This is a genomic window from Stenotrophomonas sp. DR822 (genome assembly GCF_019793815.1).
GTDB classification, from domain to species: domain Bacteria; phylum Pseudomonadota; class Gammaproteobacteria; order Xanthomonadales; family Xanthomonadaceae; genus Stenotrophomonas; species Stenotrophomonas indicatrix.
In genome coordinates this window covers 1,945,275-1,961,981 of the sequence record NZ_CP081826.1, presented here as the reverse complement: position 1 = coordinate 1,961,981, position 16,707 = coordinate 1,945,275, and the positions used below count along the sequence as shown (strand labels likewise).

Annotated in this window: 16 protein-coding genes; 4 read left to right on the top strand and 12 right to left on the bottom strand. The window is 68.1% G+C overall.

Annotated features, from left to right (window positions below):
* Position 1: 1 nt before the first annotated feature.
* The 5 genes from K5K93_RS09165 to K5K93_RS09145 all read right to left on the bottom strand — a co-directional run bounded on the left by K5K93_RS09165 (position 2) and on the right by K5K93_RS09145 (position 6,024).
* A complete protein-coding gene (locus K5K93_RS09165) occupies positions 2-1,345 on the bottom strand; it encodes a peptidylprolyl isomerase (protein ID WP_032974943.1) in 1,344 nt (447 codons plus the stop codon).
* Positions 1,342-3,843 (bottom strand): LPS-assembly protein LptD, encoded by a 2,502-nt coding sequence (lptD, locus tag K5K93_RS09160; RefSeq protein WP_261311954.1) that lies wholly within the window; start codon positions 3,841-3,843, stop codon positions 1,342-1,344. The genes K5K93_RS09165 and lptD overlap by 4 nt, the downstream gene beginning before the upstream one ends.
* Positions 3,844-3,932: 89 nt before the next feature.
* A complete protein-coding gene (locus K5K93_RS09155) occupies positions 3,933-4,871 on the bottom strand; it encodes a histone deacetylase family protein (RefSeq protein WP_222391031.1) in 939 nt (312 codons plus the stop codon).
* A gap of 5 nt (positions 4,872-4,876) precedes the next feature.
* On the bottom strand, positions 4,877-5,431 hold the full coding sequence (locus tag K5K93_RS09150) for a cob(I)yrinic acid a,c-diamide adenosyltransferase (RefSeq protein ID WP_025877925.1): 555 nt from the start codon (positions 5,429-5,431) through the stop codon (positions 4,877-4,879).
* 8 nt (positions 5,432-5,439) lie between these two features.
* Positions 5,440-6,024: a hypothetical protein gene (locus K5K93_RS09145; RefSeq protein ID WP_140226242.1), complete on the bottom strand. Its 585-nt coding sequence runs from the start codon at positions 6,022-6,024 to the stop codon at positions 5,440-5,442.
* 107 nt (positions 6,025-6,131) lie between these two features.
* Here K5K93_RS09145 and ubiH point away from each other — a divergent pair, with 107 nt between their 5' ends.
* Both ubiH and K5K93_RS09135 read left to right on the top strand, forming a co-directional pair.
* A complete protein-coding gene (ubiH, locus tag K5K93_RS09140) occupies positions 6,132-7,337 on the top strand; it encodes a 2-octaprenyl-6-methoxyphenyl hydroxylase (RefSeq protein WP_222390658.1) in 1,206 nt (401 codons plus the stop codon).
* Complete coding sequence (locus K5K93_RS09135) at positions 7,334-8,515, top strand: UbiH/UbiF family hydroxylase (protein ID WP_222390656.1); 1,182 nt, start codon at positions 7,334-7,336, stop codon at positions 8,513-8,515. The genes ubiH and K5K93_RS09135 overlap by 4 nt, the downstream gene beginning before the upstream one ends.
* A 108-nt stretch (positions 8,516-8,623) precedes the next feature.
* Here the strand turns inward: K5K93_RS09135 and K5K93_RS09130 are convergent, their stop codons facing one another.
* The 5 genes from K5K93_RS09130 to K5K93_RS09110 form a co-directional block, all read right to left on the bottom strand.
* Positions 8,624-9,022, bottom strand: a complete 399-nt coding sequence (locus K5K93_RS09130) for an EF-hand domain-containing protein (protein WP_222390653.1) — start codon at positions 9,020-9,022, stop codon at positions 8,624-8,626.
* On the bottom strand, positions 9,022-10,089 hold the full coding sequence (gene rlmM / locus K5K93_RS09125; protein WP_222390650.1) for a 23S rRNA (cytidine(2498)-2'-O)-methyltransferase RlmM: 1,068 nt from the start codon (positions 10,087-10,089) through the stop codon (positions 9,022-9,024). The genes K5K93_RS09130 and rlmM overlap by 1 nt, the downstream gene beginning before the upstream one ends.
* Complete coding sequence (locus K5K93_RS09120; RefSeq protein WP_222390643.1) at positions 10,073-10,633, bottom strand: nucleoside deaminase; 561 nt, start codon at positions 10,631-10,633, stop codon at positions 10,073-10,075. Before K5K93_RS09120 ends, rlmM begins: the two co-directional genes overlap by 17 nt.
* A gap of 96 nt (positions 10,634-10,729) precedes the next feature.
* On the bottom strand, positions 10,730-11,461 hold the full coding sequence (locus tag K5K93_RS09115; RefSeq protein ID WP_222390641.1) for a DUF6348 family protein: 732 nt from the start codon (positions 11,459-11,461) through the stop codon (positions 10,730-10,732).
* A 177-nt stretch (positions 11,462-11,638) separates the two neighbouring features.
* Positions 11,639-13,387 (bottom strand): glutamine--tRNA ligase/YqeY domain fusion protein, encoded by a 1,749-nt coding sequence (locus tag K5K93_RS09110; protein WP_222390640.1) that lies wholly within the window; start codon positions 13,385-13,387, stop codon positions 11,639-11,641.
* Between the two features lie 196 nt (positions 13,388-13,583).
* Here K5K93_RS09110 and K5K93_RS09105 point away from each other — a divergent pair, with 196 nt between their 5' ends.
* The gene (locus K5K93_RS09105) at positions 13,584-13,847 is read left to right on the top strand and encodes a DUF2007 domain-containing protein (RefSeq protein WP_093818957.1); all 264 of its coding nucleotides are present in this window, start codon (positions 13,584-13,586) and stop codon (positions 13,845-13,847) included.
* Between the two features lie 30 nt (positions 13,848-13,877).
* Entirely contained in the window at positions 13,878-14,543 is a 666-nt protein-coding gene (gene msrA / locus K5K93_RS09100) for a peptide-methionine (S)-S-oxide reductase MsrA (protein ID WP_177177029.1), read from the top strand.
* A gap of 687 nt (positions 14,544-15,230) precedes the next feature.
* Here msrA and K5K93_RS09095 read toward each other — a convergent pair.
* Entirely contained in the window at positions 15,231-16,187 is a 957-nt protein-coding gene (locus K5K93_RS09095; protein ID WP_222390639.1) for a transaldolase, read from the bottom strand.
* Between the two features lie 58 nt (positions 16,188-16,245).
* The gene (gene rnk / locus K5K93_RS09090; protein WP_093818959.1) at positions 16,246-16,650 is read right to left on the bottom strand and encodes a nucleoside diphosphate kinase regulator; all 405 of its coding nucleotides are present in this window, start codon (positions 16,648-16,650) and stop codon (positions 16,246-16,248) included.
* Positions 16,651-16,707 lie beyond the last annotated feature (57 nt).

Below are 16,707 nucleotides of genomic sequence, written 5' to 3'. Positions count from 1 at the left end.
CTCAGGACTGCGGAGGCGTGGCGGTATTTTCCGCCCGGTCACCGCTGCGGAAGCTGACGTAGGCTTCGCCACGCAGCTCCTGCAGGAAGCGGTTGTACTCGTCTTCCAGCTTGCGGCGACCGATGGTCTCGCGGACCTGTGCGCGCTGGTTGTCACTGCCGACGTCGGTCTGGCGGGTGCCCACGCGCTGCACGATGTGCCAGCCCGCATCGGTGCGGAACGGCTGGCTTACGCCGCCGTCCTGGATGCCTGCCACCTGCTGGCCGAAGGCCGGGCCGAACGCGTCGGCCGGGAACCAGCCCAGATCGCCGCCCTGGCCCTTGCTGTTGGTGTCCTCGGACGATTCCTTGGCCACCTGCTGGAAGTCAGCACCGCCGGCGATACGCGCACGCAGGGTGTCGATCTTGGCCTTGGCCGCCGCGTCGGACTGGGCATCGTCCACGCGCACCAGGATGTGGCGGCCGTGGTACTCGGTGACCGTGTGGGTGCCTGCCGCTGCGCTGGCGTCACGCACTTCCACCAGCTTCAGCAGCTGGAAGCCGCTCGGGCCACGGATCGGGCCGACCACTTCGCCGGGCTTCATCTGCTGCATCGTCTGTGCGAACGCGGCCGGGATTTCATCCAGGGTGCGCCAGCCGAGGTCGCCGCCTTCCAGCGCATTGGGGCTGTCGGAATAGCGCACGGCCGCCGCATTGAAGTCCAGTTCGCCCTTGTCCAGCAGGGCCTTCACGCCATCAGCCTTCTTCTGGCCGGTGGCGATCTGCTCGGCGCTGGCACCGTCGGGCAGGGCGACCAGGATGTGTGCGAGGTGGAACTGGTTGCCAGCATCGGCCTGCTGCTTCAGGGCAGCATCGACCTCGCCTTCGCTGACGCTGATGCGGCTCTGCGCGAAGCTCTGGCGCAGGCGCTGCACGGTGATCTCGTCACGCACCGAAGCGCGGAAATCGTTGAAATCGATACCGTCACTGGCCAGGCGCTGGCGCAGGGCATCCAGGGTCGAGCCGTTCTGCTGGGCGATGGCATTCATCGCCTGGGTCAGTTCCTGGTCGCTGACACGGATGCCGCTGCCCTGGGCACGGGCCACCTGCAGCTTGACCAGCACCAGGCGCTCGAGCACCTGGCGGCTGAGCACGTCATCGGGCGGCAGCTGGGCCTCGCGGCCGGCGTACTGCGCCTTGATGTTGGCGATCGCACGCTGGAGCTCGCTCTGCAGGATCACGTCCTCATCGACGACAGCAGCGATGCGGTCCAACGGCTGGGCCTCCTGCGCAAGAACCTGCAGGGGGGCGGACACGCTGGACACCGCCAGAAGCGATGCGAGGAGAACGGGGAAGCTCTTGGTCATGGGATCTGATTCGGATCGTAGTCATCGCGGGTCGCTCCGGTGTTGCTGGGCGGCACGAGATAGAGGTCGTCGCGGTTGTAGCCGAGGATAGCACGGCGCAAAGTGCGGTCCGTGTCCTGGCCGAGGGAGCTCAAGCCCTTGAGCACGAACTCGAGCTGGATGGAGTTGTTCATTTCGCCTTCGCGGTTGCGTACGTAGCGGCGGGCCACGGCGCGCACGGCCAGGCAGCAGCTGTCCCACTGTACGCCACCGATGATCTCCAGCGGTTCCTTGTCCTGCAGCGAGTAGTAATAGCGACCAACCAGGCTCCAGCGCTCGTTCAGCGGGTACAGGAACGACAGGTCGGCCTGTTCCAGCAGGGTGCGGTCATGCTTGTTGGCCGTGGCCGGGGCGCCGGAATTGATGCGGTAGCGGTAGGTCAGGTTGACCACGCCGTCGTTGGACATCAGGTAGCGGGCACGCACGCTGGCCAGATCCTCGCGCTTGTACTTGGGGTCCCACTGATAGGTGGCGCCCAGGGTCCAGCGGTCGTTGATCATGTAGTTGCCGTCGGCGATCCACGCCGACTTGCCCTTTTCCACCGGCGCGCCACCGGGGACCACGCTCACCCGCGACTCGTCGAAGTACTGGATCTGGCCGATGGAGGCCGAGAAGCGTTCCTTGCCGGTGGTCTGGTCGATGAAGCGGGTGCTCAGGGCCACGGTCAGCTGGTTGGCGTCGTTCTGGCGATCGGCGCCGGTATAGCGCGAATCGCGGAACAGCTGGCCCCAGCTGAAGGTGAAGTCGCGGGTATCGAAGATCGGCAGCTCGTCCTGGTCGCGGTAGGGCGTGCGCAGGTAGAACAGGCGCGGCTCCAGGGTCTGCAGGAACGACTTGCCACCGATCTTCGTCTCGCGATCGAAGAACAGGCCGGCATCGAGACTGGCGATCGGCAGGCTGCGGCTGGGCGAGGTGTTGCCGCGCAGCTGCTCGGCGGTGGCGGTGGCCGGGTCGATGCCCTGCGAGCGCAGGATCTGAGCCTGGATGCCGTTCACGCCGTCGACCAGACCGCGGTCCAACTGGTAACCGGTATAGCGGTAAGCCAGCGTGGGCGTGACATACCAGGCCGCGCCGCTGATCGGGAACGACACGTACGGTTTCAGGTCCAGTCGCGAGCCGCCGCTGACGCCGATGCCCTGGGTCTGCCGGCTGCCGTTGCGGGTGTACTGCAGGTCTTCACCGGCGCTGGCGTCGTACTTGAAGTTGACGTCGTCGTGGGTGAAGCGCACGGCCTCGGCGTAGACACCGGTCTCCAGCCACGGCAGCAGCGGCTTGTCCCAGTTGAAGTACAGGCGCGGCTGGCGGTTGTAGGCCAGCGCGCGCTCGTCGAGCGTGTAGTCGGTCAGCTGCCAGCGGTCGGCCATGATGCCGGCCGTCCAGTTCTTGCCGGTGCCGTACAGGCCGATGGTGCTCTGCAGGTTCGACGCGGTGACCCCCACCAGGCGGTTGGCGAAGTCTTCCACGTAGCGCTCGTCGCTGACCCAGGCCAGGTTGGCGCGGGCCTGCCAGTGGTCGTCGAGGTTGTGGTAGCCGCCGAACATCACCCGGCCGCGGTCGCGGTCGCGCAGCTTGTCGTTGGGCATGAACGCGGTCAGCAGTTCGCCGCGGCCGCCGTTGTAGAGGTAGCGGAACTCGTTGTCGAGCATCAGGCCGCGTTGGCTCATGTAACGCGGGGTCAACGTGTCGTCGTAGTTCGGCGCCAGGTTGAAGTAGATCGGCTGTGCGTAATCGAAACCGTTGCGGCCGGACATCCCCAGCTGCGGGAACAGCAGGCCGGTCTTGCGCCGGTCATCGATCGGGAACTTGAAGTAGGGCGCCCACAGCACCGGCACCTTGCCGATCCGCAGCACCGCGTTGCGGGCGGTGCCGAAGCCTTCGTCGTTGTCGACTTCGATTTCCGGGGCGGTCAGCTTCCACACCGGCTGCGACGGGTCGCAGGTGGTGTAGGTGGAGCGGTGCATCTGCCCGACCGCGCCCTGCAGGTCGACCGATTCGGCTTCACCGTTGCCGCGGCGGGACACCAGCTGGTACTGGATGTCGGTGATCTTGTGGGTGTCGCTTTCCTGGTTGCCCTCGGCGCGCTTGGCGACCATCCGGATCGAGGCATCCTGGTAGCGCACGTTGCCGTCGGCGACATAGTTGCCGCTTTCGGTATCGAAGCTGAGCTTGTCGGTGCCTACGAACTGGTCGCCCCGGCGCAGCGCCACGTTGCCCTGGTACTGCGGCACGGTGGTGGTGCCCAGCAGCTGGTCACCCTCGATGTCGGTGGGCTGCTGTTCGCGCGCAGCGGTGGCGGCAGCCTTGTCCTGGCCGGGCACCGGGGTCGGCGCGTCGGTGAACGCAGGGATCACGTCGGTGGCCGGGCAAAGGCCCCAGTTGAGCGGCTTGTCATCAGCCCATGCCGGAAGGCAGACGGCGATGCTCAGGGGCAGGGGAAGCAGGCGGAGGGCTCGGCGCACGCGGTTCGGATTCGGGCGAAAACGGACGGTAGCTTGCCCCATCCCTTGCATAGGGGCAATGAAGGCCTCCCCGGACTGCCGGTTCGGGTTCATCCAGGCCCGCCGCCGGAAGGCGTCGCCATCAGGGCCTGCAGGTGGGCCACGCTGCACTCGGCCAGGGCCTGCAGGTCGTATCCTCCCTCCAGCATCGACACGACCCGGCCAGCGGCATGGCGGCGCGCCAGCGCGTGCAGTTCGCGGGTGATCCAGGCGAAATCGTCGGTCTCCAGCATCAGGTCGGCCTGCGGGTCGCGCAGGTGCGCGTCGAAGCCTGCCGAGATCAGCAGCAGCTGGGGACGGAAGTCGTCGATCGCCGGCAGCATCTCGTCGGCCCAGACGTTGCGGAAGCGGAAGCCGCCACTGCCGGGCGGCAGCAGGATGTTCATCAGGTTGCCGGCACCGCGGTCACGGCGCAGGCCGGACTCGGGGAACAGCCCGGCCTGGTGGGTGCTGTAGTAGGACACACGCGCGTCGTGCTGGAAGATGTCCTGGGTGCCGTTGCCGTGGTGTACGTCGAAGTCGACCACCGCGATCCGTTCCAGGCCGTGCCGGTCGCGGGCGTGGGCAGCGGCGATGGCGATGTTGTTGAGCAGGCAGAAGCCCATCGCGGTGCTGCTGGTGGCATGGTGGCCCGGCGGGCGCACCGCGCAGAAAGCCAGCGGATCCTGACCCAGCATCACCGCATCGACGGCTGCCACGCCTGCGCCGGCGGCGTGCACCGCGGCGCTGGCCGAGCCCGGCGAGGTCCAGGTGTCCATGTCCAGCTGGCGCAGCGGTGCGGTCTGCGGTTGCAGCACCAGGTCGAGCAGCGCGCTGTCGTGGACCCGGGTCAGGTCACCGAACTTGGCCGGCGGCGCTTCGCGCCAGTCCAGCTGCCCGGGGAAGGCCTGGTGCAGCGCGTCGAGCACCACCTGCAGGCGTTGCGGGCATTCAGGATGGCCGGGGCCCGGGTCGTGCAGCAGGCAGGCGGGATGGGTGAAGACCAGCATGATGCTCAGCGCTGGCGATGCTGTGGCTGCCACAGCGCTTCGCCGTGGCCATCGGCTCGTGCCAGCACCCGGGCCAGCACGAACAGCAGGTCTGACAGCCGGTTGAGGTACTGCAGCGCCTCGCTGCGAACCGGTTCCACGCGGGCCAGGGCGACCGTGTCGCGCTCGGCGCGGCGGACGACGGTGCGCGCGAGGTGGCAGCGCGCGGCGGCCTCGCCACCGGCCGGCAGGATGAACTCCTTCAGCATCGGCAGGTCGGCGTTGTAGTGGTCCAGCTGCTGTTCCAGCGCCGACACATCAGCGGCGTGGATGGCGGCATGGCCGGGAATGCACAGTTCGGCGCCCAGATCGAACAGCTGGTGCTGCAGGTGCACCACCAGTGCGCGGACGTCCTCCGGCAGCGGCACGGCCAACAGCAGGCCGAGCGTGGCGTTGGCTTCATCGACGGTGCCGTAGGACGCAACACGCAGGTCATCCTTGCCGACCCGGCTGCCGTCACCCAGGCCGGTGCTGCCGTCGTCGCCGGTGCGGGTGTAGATGCGCGAGAGGCGATGACCCATGGCGTGGCTCAGTGGTGGATGTCGCGGCGGGCCTGCAGGAGCTTGAGCACCTGCTCCACGGCCAGCTGCAGTGCGGCGGCCAGGGCCACGTAGATCGCGGTGGTGCGCAGGTAGGGGCCGAACCACTGGGCGTAGTTCTGTGCCCAGCCGGCCACGGTCGGCTCGGCCACGTTCTGGCTGGTCCAGTAGAAACCGCCCTGCGCCAGCAGATGGCACAGCGCCACCGACGCCACCAGCAGCAAGGCACCCTTGCCCAGCACCGACCAGTGCGCGCTGCGGTAGTTGCGGCCCAGCAGCATGCCGCCGGCCCACATGGCGAAGTAGGCCGGCAACAGCAGCCAGTAGCCCGGCGACACGCAGTAGTGTTGCCAGAAATCGAGGCCGCTGCTGCGGATCACGATCCAGTCGACCAGCACCGCGAACACCATCAGCAGCGGGAACGCCCAGCGGGTCCAGCGGGCGAGGTAGAAGCCGCCGATGAAGAACACCGCCCAGGAGGCATCCGGGATTGCCGCGAAGTGATTGACGCGGGTCGCCGCCAGCAACAGCACGAGCACTGACAGGACGAAGGCGCGGGGGGCGGAGTCGGACATGGCGGCGGGCCGGAGCGGATTCAGGTTTCATTCTAGCCCGGCGCGGCGCTTGGCGCAGGCGGGGCGGCGTGGGGCATGCCGGCGCGGCGAGCGCGTATCATGCGCCCATGAGTGAACGACATGACGTGCTGATCGTCGGTGGCGGTCTGGTGGGTGCCAGCCTGGCCATCGCCCTGGACCGCCTGGGCCGCGACGTGGGCCTGCTCGAAGCCAGCCCGGCCGGGGAACTGCCGGCGGTGTTCGACCAGCGCAACCTCAGTTTTGCCGCAGCCACGATCAACGCGCTGACCGCGCTGGGGGTCATGCAGAAGCTGACGATGGCCCCGGGCCCCATCCGCCGCATCCATGTCAGCCGCGCCGGCGATTTCGGCCGTGTGCAGCTCGATGCCGCAGCGTACGACCGGCCCTGGTTCGGCCAGGTGGTGGTGGCGCGTGATTTCGGCCAGGCGCTGGAAAGCCGGCTGCAGGAGTTGTCGCGACTGCGCCGCTACCGGCCGATGCGTTTCCTTGGCCTGGGCGAAGTGATTGACGGCTACCGCCAGGTGCGGGTGGCCGATGACAGTGGCGAGCGGGTGCTGCTGGCGCGGCTGGTGGTCGGTGCCGACGGCACCAGCAGCGGCGTGCGCGATGCGTTGGGCATCGACGTTGATCGCCACGACTTCCAGCAGACGCTGTTCGTGGCCCGCGTGCGCAGCCAGCGCGCGCCCGATGGCACCGCCTGGGAGCGTTTCACCGATACCGGCCCGACGGCGTTGCTGCCCCGTGGCGACCGTCATTTCGGCACCGTGCACGGCGTCGCCCGTCACCAGGCCGAGGCGGTGATGGCGCTGGACGACACCGCCTGGCTGCAGCGCCTGCAGCAGGCCATCGGCTGGCGTGCCGGCCGCCTGCTCGACTCCGGCCCGCGCAGTGCCTATCCGCTGATCCAGGTGCTGGCGCGCGCGCTGGTGGGGGAGCGCACGGTGCTGCTGGGCAACGCCGCGCAGACCATCCACCCGCTGGGTGCGCAGGGTTTCAACCTCGGCCTGCGTGATGCATTGACGTTGGCCGAGCTGCTGGAAGTGGAGGGCGATGCCGGCAGCGATGCACTGCTGCGATCCTACGTGGACCGCCGCGAAGAAGATCGACGGCAGACGGTGGCGTTCTCCGGCGGCCTTGCCCGGCTGACCAGCAATCCGGCGCCGCTGCTGCGCCCCCTGCGCAGCCTGGGCCTGATGGCCGCACAGCGCGCCTCGGTGCAGTCGATGCTGGTTGGTGGTGCGATGGGCTTCCGTGGCGATGTGCCGCGCCTGTGCCGTGGAGAAGCCGCATGAACCGGCGCGCACGCCTGGACGTGGCCATCGTCGGCGGCGGTGTGGTCGGCGCCGCCTGTGCGCTGGCGCTGGCCGATGCCGGCCTTGCCGTAACGCTGGTGGAAGGGCGTGAACCGGCACCATGGCAGGCCGCACAGCCGGATCTGCGGGTGTTCGCCTTCGCCGCCGACAACGTGCAGTTGCTTGAGCGTCTCGGTGTGTGGCCGACGATCGTGCAGGCACGCGCCTGGCCATACCGGCGCATGCAGGTGTGGGACGCGGCCGGTGGCGACGACCTGCTGTTCGACGCCGATCGCTTCGGCCGTCGCGAGCTGGGTTTCATCGTCGAGAACGGCTTGCTGCAGGATCGCCTGTGGGCGGCGCTGCCGGCAGCTGGCGTGGAGCTGCATTGCCCGGCGCGCGTGGAAGCGCTTGAACAGGACGAGCACGCTGTGCGCCTGCGCCTGGATGATGGTCGTCGCATCGAAGCCGCACTGGCGGTGGCTGCCGATGGCGCTGAATCGACCCTGCGCGGACTGGCCGGGATCGAGGTCGAGCGCCACGATTACCAGCAGCGCGGTGTAGTCGCCTATGTGGACAGCGAGCTGCCCAACCAGGCCACGGCCTGGCAGCGCTTCCTGCCGACCGGTCCGCTGGCGCTGTTGCCGGTGGGCGAGCGCCGCAGTTCCATCGTCTGGACGTTGCCTGACGAAGAGGCCGCACGCGTACTGGCCCTGGACGAAGACGCATTCAATCGTGAACTGACCCGCGCTTTCGCCGCGCGTCTGGGTGAGCTGAGGCTGGCCTCGCCGCGCGCGGCGTTCCCGCTGCGCCGGCAGCTGGCCCGCCACTACGTGGCCGGTCGCGTGCTGGCGCTGGGCGATGCCGCCCACGTGGTGCATCCGCTGGCCGGGCAGGGCGTCAACCTTGGTCTGCGCGATGTCGCCGCCCTGCAGCACTGGCTGGCGCCATCGGCCGAACGGCGTGGGCAACCCCGGTTGTCGCCGCAGCGCGTGCAGCGCTGGGCGCGTGAGCGTCGCAGCGACAACCAGATCGCCGCCTACAGCTTCGACGCGATCAACCGGCTGTTCTCCAACGACGAGATGCACCTGACCCTGGCGCGTGGCCGCGCGCTGGGCTGCGCAGGCAAGTGGCCGCCGCTGGTGCAGGCCTTCTGGAAGCGCGCCGCAGGGGTGTGACCGACGGCGCCGCGCGGTCATCCGCCGGTAGCGCCGGGCCATGCCCGGCGAGCGCGCAGCGCGGTTCACCGATCCCACCGGGTATGGCCCGGCGCTACCGGAATCGGGTCAATCGATCAGCCAGCCGGCAAGGTCAGCGCGGTCCAGCTTGCTGCGGCGCTTGCTGTCCAAGGCGTTGAACTCATCGGAAAGCGCCGGATTGGCCAGTGCTTCGTCACGGCTGATGAAACCATCAGCGTTCACGTCCAGCTCGGCGAAATGGATGCGGTACTGGCCGACCACGCTGGCCGGCGCCAGCGAACGCACCGTTACCGGGGTTTCGCCCAGCGGTACCACGATGTCGACGCTGCCGGTCACGCGCCCGGCCGACAGTGACTGCTGGCGGACCACGCCACTGTCATCGCGCAGCGGAGCGCTCTGTGCCGGTTGCGGGCGCGCCGGCTGTGCCAGTGCCGGCGATGCCAGCACCGCGGTACACAGCAGCAGGGATATGCGCAGGGTGTTCATCAGCGCAGCGGCGACGCCAGCACCGTGATTTCCTCACGGTCGTGGTACAGCTGCTTGGCACGTACCACCAGCGGCTTGCCGGCTTGCTCCTGGAACAGGTCCAGGCACAGGCGCGTCTCGTCCCAGCGCTTCTTCATCGGCAGCTTCAGGTTGAAGATCGCGTGCCTGCACCAGCCCTCGCGGAACCAGGTGGCCATGCGTTCGGCGACGCGACGCGGCTGCTCGACCATATCGCAGACCATCCAGTCCAGCGGCTGCTCCGGATGCCAATGGAAACCATCGGCGCGCAGGTGTTCGACCAGGCCGGTGTCCAGCACGTGCTGGCGCAGCGGGCCGTTGTCGATGCTCAGCACATGCATGTGCTGGCGGGTCAGTACCCACGTCCAGCCGCCGGGTGCCGCGCCCAGATCGGCCGCGCGCATGCCCGGGCGAACCAGCGCTTCGCGTTCTTCCGGGGCCAGCAGGGTCAGCAGTGCCTCGTCCAGCTTCAATGCCGAGCGCGAGGGTGCGTCGGGCAGCAGCTTCAAGCGGGGAATGCCCAACGCCCAGGGTGCGCTGTCGTCCGGGTTGGCCAAGCAGATGAAGGCGTGGGTGCCATCGACAAACACCACGTGCAGGCGCGGCAGGCGTGCGTTGGGTTTGTCGCTGAGTTTGCCGGCCTTGCGCAGCGCCGGGCGCAGGGCATTGCCGAAGGCACGCGCGAGCCCGGACAGCGGTTTGCCGGCGTCCGAATCGGGATGCTCCACCCACAGATCACCGAAACGCGGCGCATCGGCCAGCACGTCCAGCATCGGCGTGATGCGGTCGGCCGGGTCCAGCTGCGGCAGCTCGGCCAGCACCACCAGCTTCTGGCGGGCGAAGATCAGCTCGCGCCACGGCAGTTGCGGTGCAAGCGCCGCGGCTTCGTCGCACATGAAGAGCACGTAGCCATCATTGCGCTGGGTACGGGCGTAACCGGCAAAACCGGCGGCGCCTGCGCGGAACTGCAGTTCGCCGGCCAGCTCGGGCTCGAAGCCCTGCCGGCACAGGCACAGCAGGCCGATGCCGGCCTCAGTAACGGGCGCCATCGCTTTCCCCATAGGCACGCAGCACGCTGCGCGCCGCATCGCGGTTCAAGCCCTGCACCACGTCGATGCCGCGCTTGTTGAGCTCGCCCACCCAGTCGGCCGGCAGCGGGCCTTCATCGAACGGGGTCAGTTCTTCCACGTCGGTCGAACTGGCGCCGATCAGCAGGCGGTCGATGCCGGCCCACACGGTGGCGCCGTAGCACTGGCAGCACGGCTGCGAGCTGGTGGCCAGGGTGATCGGCGACAGCACCGCGTTCAGACGCGGGGTCTGCAGGCGCTGCTGGGCGAGCATGTAGGCCATGTTTTCGGCGTGCGCCAGCGAGGTCGAGTGCGGCATCACCCGGTTCACGCCGGCAGCGATCACCTTGTCATCCGGCCCGAACACCACGGCGCCGAACGGGCCGCCACTGGCGTGGTCTACGTTCAGCCGCGACAGCTCGATCGCCAGCGCGACCTTGGCCTCGTCGCCCGGATATCGACGATCCAGGTCGATCTGGTCGTGGATCCAGGCGGGAAGGGTCAGGTGGACTTGCGCGTACAGCATCGCGGGGGTGCCTCGTTGGGAGTTAAAGGAACAGGTGCAACAGATGTCGGCGCGCAGTGTAGCGGCAGTGGCATGTACCGGGCGTGCGCGCTGGATTCAGGCCGCTGAGGGTGAGCCGGTGCGGATCACCACGTACTGCTTGCGGAACTCCAGCCCCGCCTGCGGCCAGCGCGCGGCATAGGCGCGCAGCAGCGGCAGGGCAGGGGCGAAGTCATGGCCGTTGACCCGGCAGTCGGCTTCGCACTGGCCCTGCTCGTCGCGCGACGCGAACAGGCGGATGGCCAGGAAGTGATTGGCCTTCAGCAGGTCGTCGAAGGCGTCGATGCTCCTGGTGAACAGGCAGCAGGGGCAGGAGCCGTGGTCGTCTTCGCTGCATGCAGCAGCGTCGTCCAGTTCGCGGGCGCGGTAATGGGCCAGCGGTCCCAGCACCACGGTGCGCTCGTGTTCCCGGCCGTCTTCGTTGGTCGGGTAGGTCAGGCCCATCATCGGCAGATCCGGTGCGTCTTCAGCGCCGATGGCGGCCTGCAGGGTCGCCAGATCCACCCGCACCCAGGTGTCGAAGCCGGACTGCAGGGATTCCTGTTCGGTTGCGCCATTGGCGTGCTGGTACTCGAACAGGCCATCGGCGAACAAGCCCGCGTGACGGGTCTCGATGACGGTGGAGGTCTGCCAGCCGCCGTTGTCGCGTTCGTTGCTGGCGACACCGTGCGGTGTCAGGTGCAGGCCACTGTCGAGCAGCAGTCCGTCGTCCTCGACGGTGCAGGCGATGTCACGGCCCAGCAGGACCTGTTGCAGCAGCGGCAGAAGTGCACTCGGGGCAGCGGACATGGCAGGGCCTGATGGGTAGGAAAGAACGGACGATGATGGCGGTATCCGCTGCACAGCGGCAGTGCGTGCCACGTGCGCAGCACGGCCGGGCCGCGTCCGCTGGTCGGCGATGCGGCTTAACGGGATGGGGCATTCGCCGGGATGACGCGGGCGCCTGTGCGGCGCCCGCGCAGGTGCTCAGGCCGACCAGGTGTCGCGCAGGGTCACGCTGCGGTTGAACACCGGCTTGGCTGCGGTGTGGTCGCGGCGGTCGGCAACGAAGTAGCCGGTGCGCTCGAACTGGAACGACTGTTCCGGCGCCGCGGTGGCAGCTGCCGGCTCGACATAGCCGATGACGGTGCGACGTGATTCCGGATTGAGGTAATCGCGGTAGGTCTTGCCTTCCGATTCATCGTCCGGGTTCGGCACCGAGAACAGGCGGTCATACAGGCGGATCTCGGCCGGCACGCCGTGCACCGCGCTGACCCAGTGGATGGTGCCCTTGACCTTGCGGTTGGCGCCTTCCATGCCCGGACGCGACTCCGGATCCAGCCAGCCGCGCAGTTCGGTGATGGTGCCGTCGGCATCCTTGATCACTTCATCGCAGCGGATGATGCCGGCGCCGCGCAGGCGCACTTCGCCACCGGGAACCAGGCGCTTCCAGCCCTTCGGCGGCACTTCGGCAAAGTCCTCGCGGTCGATCCACACTTCACGTGCGAACGGCACTTCGCGGGTACCGAAGCTTTCGTCCTTCGGGTGGTTGCTGAAGGTCAGCTGCTCTTCGTGGCCGTCGGCCAGGTTGGTCAGCACCAGCTTGACCGGGTCGACCACGGCCATGCGGCGCGGCGCGGCGCTGTCCAGGTTTTCGCGCAACGCGCCTTCCAGCACGCTGAAATCGATCAGCGAATTCTGCTTGCTGATGCCCACGCGCTCGGCGAACAGGCGCATTGCCGCCGGCGTGTAGCCGCGGCGACGCAGGCCCTGCAGGGTCGGCATGCGCGGGTCTTCCCAGCCGTCCACCAGCTGCTCGGTGACCAGGGCCATCAGCTTGCGCTTGCTCATCACCGTGTAGTTGATGTTCAAGCGCGAGAACTCGATCTGGCGCGGCTTGGCCGCTTCGCGCGGCAGGCCGGCGTCGACCAGCGGCTGGGTCAGCGCGTCATCGTGGGCGAAGTCGACGTTGTCCACGCACCAGTCGTACAGCGGGCGGTGGTCTTCGAACTCCAGCGTGCACAGCGAGTGGGTGATGCCTTCGATCGAATCGCCCAGTGCATGGGCGAAGTCGTACATCGGGTAGATCGGCCAGGCGTTGCCGGTGTTCTGGTGTTCGACGTGCTTGATGCGGTACAGGGCCGGATCACGCAGGTTGATGTTGCCGCTGGCCATGTCGATCTTGGCGCGCACGGTGCGCGCGCCATCGGGGAATTCACCGGCGCGCATGCGGCGGAACAGGTCCAGGTTTTCCTCGACGCTGCGGTCGCGCCACGGCGAGGGCCGGCCCGGTTCGGTCAGGGTGCCGCGGTAGGCGCGCACTTCCTCGGCCGACAGGTCACAGACGTAGGCCTTGCCGTCGGCGATCAGCTTCTCGGCGGCCAGGTAATAGGCGTCGAAGTAATCCGACGCATGGCGCAGCTCGTTCCACTCAAAGCCCAGCCAGCGCACGTCGTCCTGGATCGCGGCCACGTACTCCGGGTCTTCCTTGGCCGGGTTGGTGTCGTCGAAACGCAGGTTGCAGACGCCGCCGAACTCGCCGGCGACGCCGAAGTTCAGGCAGATCGACTTGGCGTGACCGATGTGCAGGTAGCCGTTCGGCTCGGGCGGGAAGCGGGTCTTGATCGCCTGGTGCTTACCGCTGGCCAGGTCCTCGCGCACGATCTGGCGGATGAAATCGCGCTTCTCGTGGCTGTCGGCGGGGGTCTCGGGGCTGGCGGGGGTGTGCTCTGACATGAGTCGGCGAAAGAAAGGCAGAAAGATTGCCAGTCTACCGCTTACCGGGAAGGGCTGCCCGGGGTGCCGCTACGCTGGCCGGGCATGGCCCGGCGCTACCATCCCGCACCGGTAGCGCCGGGCCATGCCCGGCGAGCGCAGCGGCACCATTCAGCCCCCGGGCGTATGCTGGAATCCTGTCCCACGGAGCTGCCGCATGCACATCGTGTACAAGGCCGACAATCTGTTCGACGCCCACCTGGTCAAGCACGCGCTGGAAGACGCCGGCATCCCGGCGTTCGTGTTCGGCGAGTCGCTGCTGGGCGGCATGGGCGAGCTGCCGCTGTTCGGCGTGCTGCGGGTCGGTATCCCCGACGCCGCGCGGCCACAGGCCGAAGACATCGTGGCGGCGCTGGACTTGGGCCACGCCGCGGACGCCCCCATTTCAGACGCCGACGACATTGCCGGGCTTCCGGCGTAGGAGCGCATCATGTTGGGAATCGGACAGGGCATCCTCGGCATCGGGGCCTTCAAGCAGCGCCTGCCGCGCCCGGAAGAGGCTTTGCCGGGCCGCGACCAGCCACTGCCGCTGCACAGCAACCAGCACTTCGTGAACAGCCATCCGCTGAAGGACCGTTTCGCCGGCCTGCAGCAGATCCGCTTCGCGCTGGGCTGCTTCTGGGGTGCCGAGCGCAAGTTCTGGAGCGAGCCGGGGGTGTACAGCACCTCGGTGGGCTATGCCGGTGGAATCACCCCGAACCCCACCTATGAAGAGGTCTGCTCGGGCCTGACCGGCCACACCGAAGTGGTGCAGGTGGTGTTCGACCCGGCGGTTGTCAGCCTGGAGCGGCTGCTGCAGCTGTTCTGGGAAAGCCACGACCCGACCCAGGGCATGCGCCAGGGCAACGACACCGGCACCCAGTATCGTTCGGCGATCCACGCCACCGACGAGGCCCAGTACGCCGCGGCGCTGGCCAGTGGCGAGGCCTACCAGGCGCAGCTGGCTGCAGCGGGCTATGGCCCGATCACCACCGAGATCGTGTATCCGGCACCGGCGTACTACTACGCCGAGGACTATCACCAGCAGTACCTGGCCAAGAACCCGAACGGCTACTGCGGCATTGGCGGTACCGGCGTGAGCTGCCCGATCGGGTTGGATGTGGAGGTGCCGCGCTGACGGGCGGTGGTCCGCCTGCGGCGGGCAGAAGCCAAAGCCAAAGCCAAAGCGGCTCTGGGTTTCTGTGGGTTGGGCGGGGCGGTGTGGGTTGGCAGGACACGCCGTGCCCCCCCCTCCGGGGTCCGGCCCAGCCGCTGGCGGCTGTGCGTTCGGGCGCTTGCGAAGCAGTGCTTCGCAAGCAAAGCGCCCTCACCCATGGGGGCTCGATGGCGCCTTGCTCGTTTGCGCTGTCCTGCGCACACGGCAAGACCGGGGTTGGGCGTCCTGCCCAACCCGCCCGAGGCATGCCTCGGGCCCATGGCGCCAACGGTCCTGCAAGCCCACACCGCCCCGCCCCCGACCGTTTCCCGTGAAGGTGGGCAAGAGCATTGGTTTACTGACGAACTGATGGAAAACAAAAAGGACGCGGCTTTCGCCGCGTCCTTTTTGTTTGTTTGCTTGTGAGCAAGCGCAGCGCGCGACCCGCTTCTGCTCTTCTTTTCTTTCTTCCGTGGCGGGCGGCCGCAGGAAACTGTCGAAGGCAGGGTGGGTAGGCCGTGCAGGGGCGTGAGCCGCATGGATGCGGCGACCGAGCTTACATGGACGTACTTGCAGCGTCCCCTGCACGGCCTACCCACCCTGCCAAACGCATGACCCGCTCTTCGCGACCCAGCCCCCCGCCACGAGGGGCTCAGCCGTTGGCTGGAATCACAGTTCCGAGCGAATGCGCTCGCGCAGCGCTTCCAGATCCTTGGCAAACGCATCGATACCGGTCGCCAGCTTCTCGGTCGCCATCGGATCGGCGGCCAGGTCTGCCGCGAACTTCGCCGCGTCGATCGGCGTCACCTGCACCGCTTCAGCGGCACCGGCCACCAGCTTGCGCGGCAGCGCGCCGTGGTCGGCGTCGAGCTTCTCCAGCAGGTCCGGCGAAATGGTCAGGCGGTCGCAGCCGGCCAGCGCTTCGATCTGCGCGGTCGAACGGAACGAGGCGCCCATCACCACGGTCGGCGAACCGCGGCGCTTGAATTCGGCATACACCCCACGCACGAACACCACGCCCGGGTCCTCGTCGATGTTCGCCGGGGTCTGGCCGTTGGCCACGTACCAGTCCAGGATGCGGCCGACGAACGGCGAGATCAGGAACGCACCGGCTTCGCTGCAGGCCAGCGCCTGGGTGGGGTTGAAGATCAGGGTCAGGTTGCAGTCGATGCCTTCGGCCTGCAGCACGCGCGCGGCTTCCACGCCTTCCCAGGTCGCAGCGATCTTGATCAGGATCTTCTCGCGCGGCACGCCGGCATCGGCGTACATCTGGATGAACTGGCGGGCCTTGGCCACGGTCGCGGCGGTGTCGTGGGCCTGGTCGGCATCCACTTCGGTGGAGACGCGGCCCGGTACCAGCGTGCTCAGCAGCGCACCGACGCCGATGGTCAGGCGGTCGGCCACGGCGTGCACCACGGCCTCGCGGTCGCCGCCCTGCTGGCGGCCCCAGGCCAGTTCGCGTTCGATCAGTTCCGCATAGACCGGCAGGTCCAGCGCCTTCTTCACCAGGGTTGGGTTGGTGGTGCAGTCCACCGGCTGCAGGCGCTTGATCGCCTCGTAGTCACCGGTATCGGCAACGACCACGGACAGTTCGCGCAGCTGGGACAATTTGGACGGGGTACTCATTACGGCTCCTGGTGCGGGGATTGCAGGGAAACTGATCGCGCGCGGTTCGCAGCGCAGGTCAGGGGCGGTCGTTGTGGACCGCGCTCACGCGCAGCCGCAGCTTGCGGCCGCCCGGGGCGGTCCAGTCGATGCTCTGGCCAACGGCCAGGCCAAGCAGGGCGCTGCCGACGGGCGCGAGCACGGACACCTTGCCTTCATCGACATTGGCTTCGCGGGGGAAGACCAGGGTCAGGACATGCTTTTCGCCTGACACTTCATCTTCGCACTCCACGCGCGAATGCATCATGACGATGCCTTCGGGAATCTGGTCTGCCGGCAACACGGTTGCGCGGTTGAGCTCGTCGGCAAGCGCGCGCGCGGCCGGCGTCTGGCTGTGCGCCGGGGATTCGAGCATGGCGTCCAGGCGGTCCATGTCGAGGGTGGAAACAGTGATCGACGGCGGCAGGCCGCTGGCGGTGTTCATGGTGACGCTCCTTGGTTGAAAGCCATGCAAAAGGCGGCACCTGCTGGCGCCGCCTGA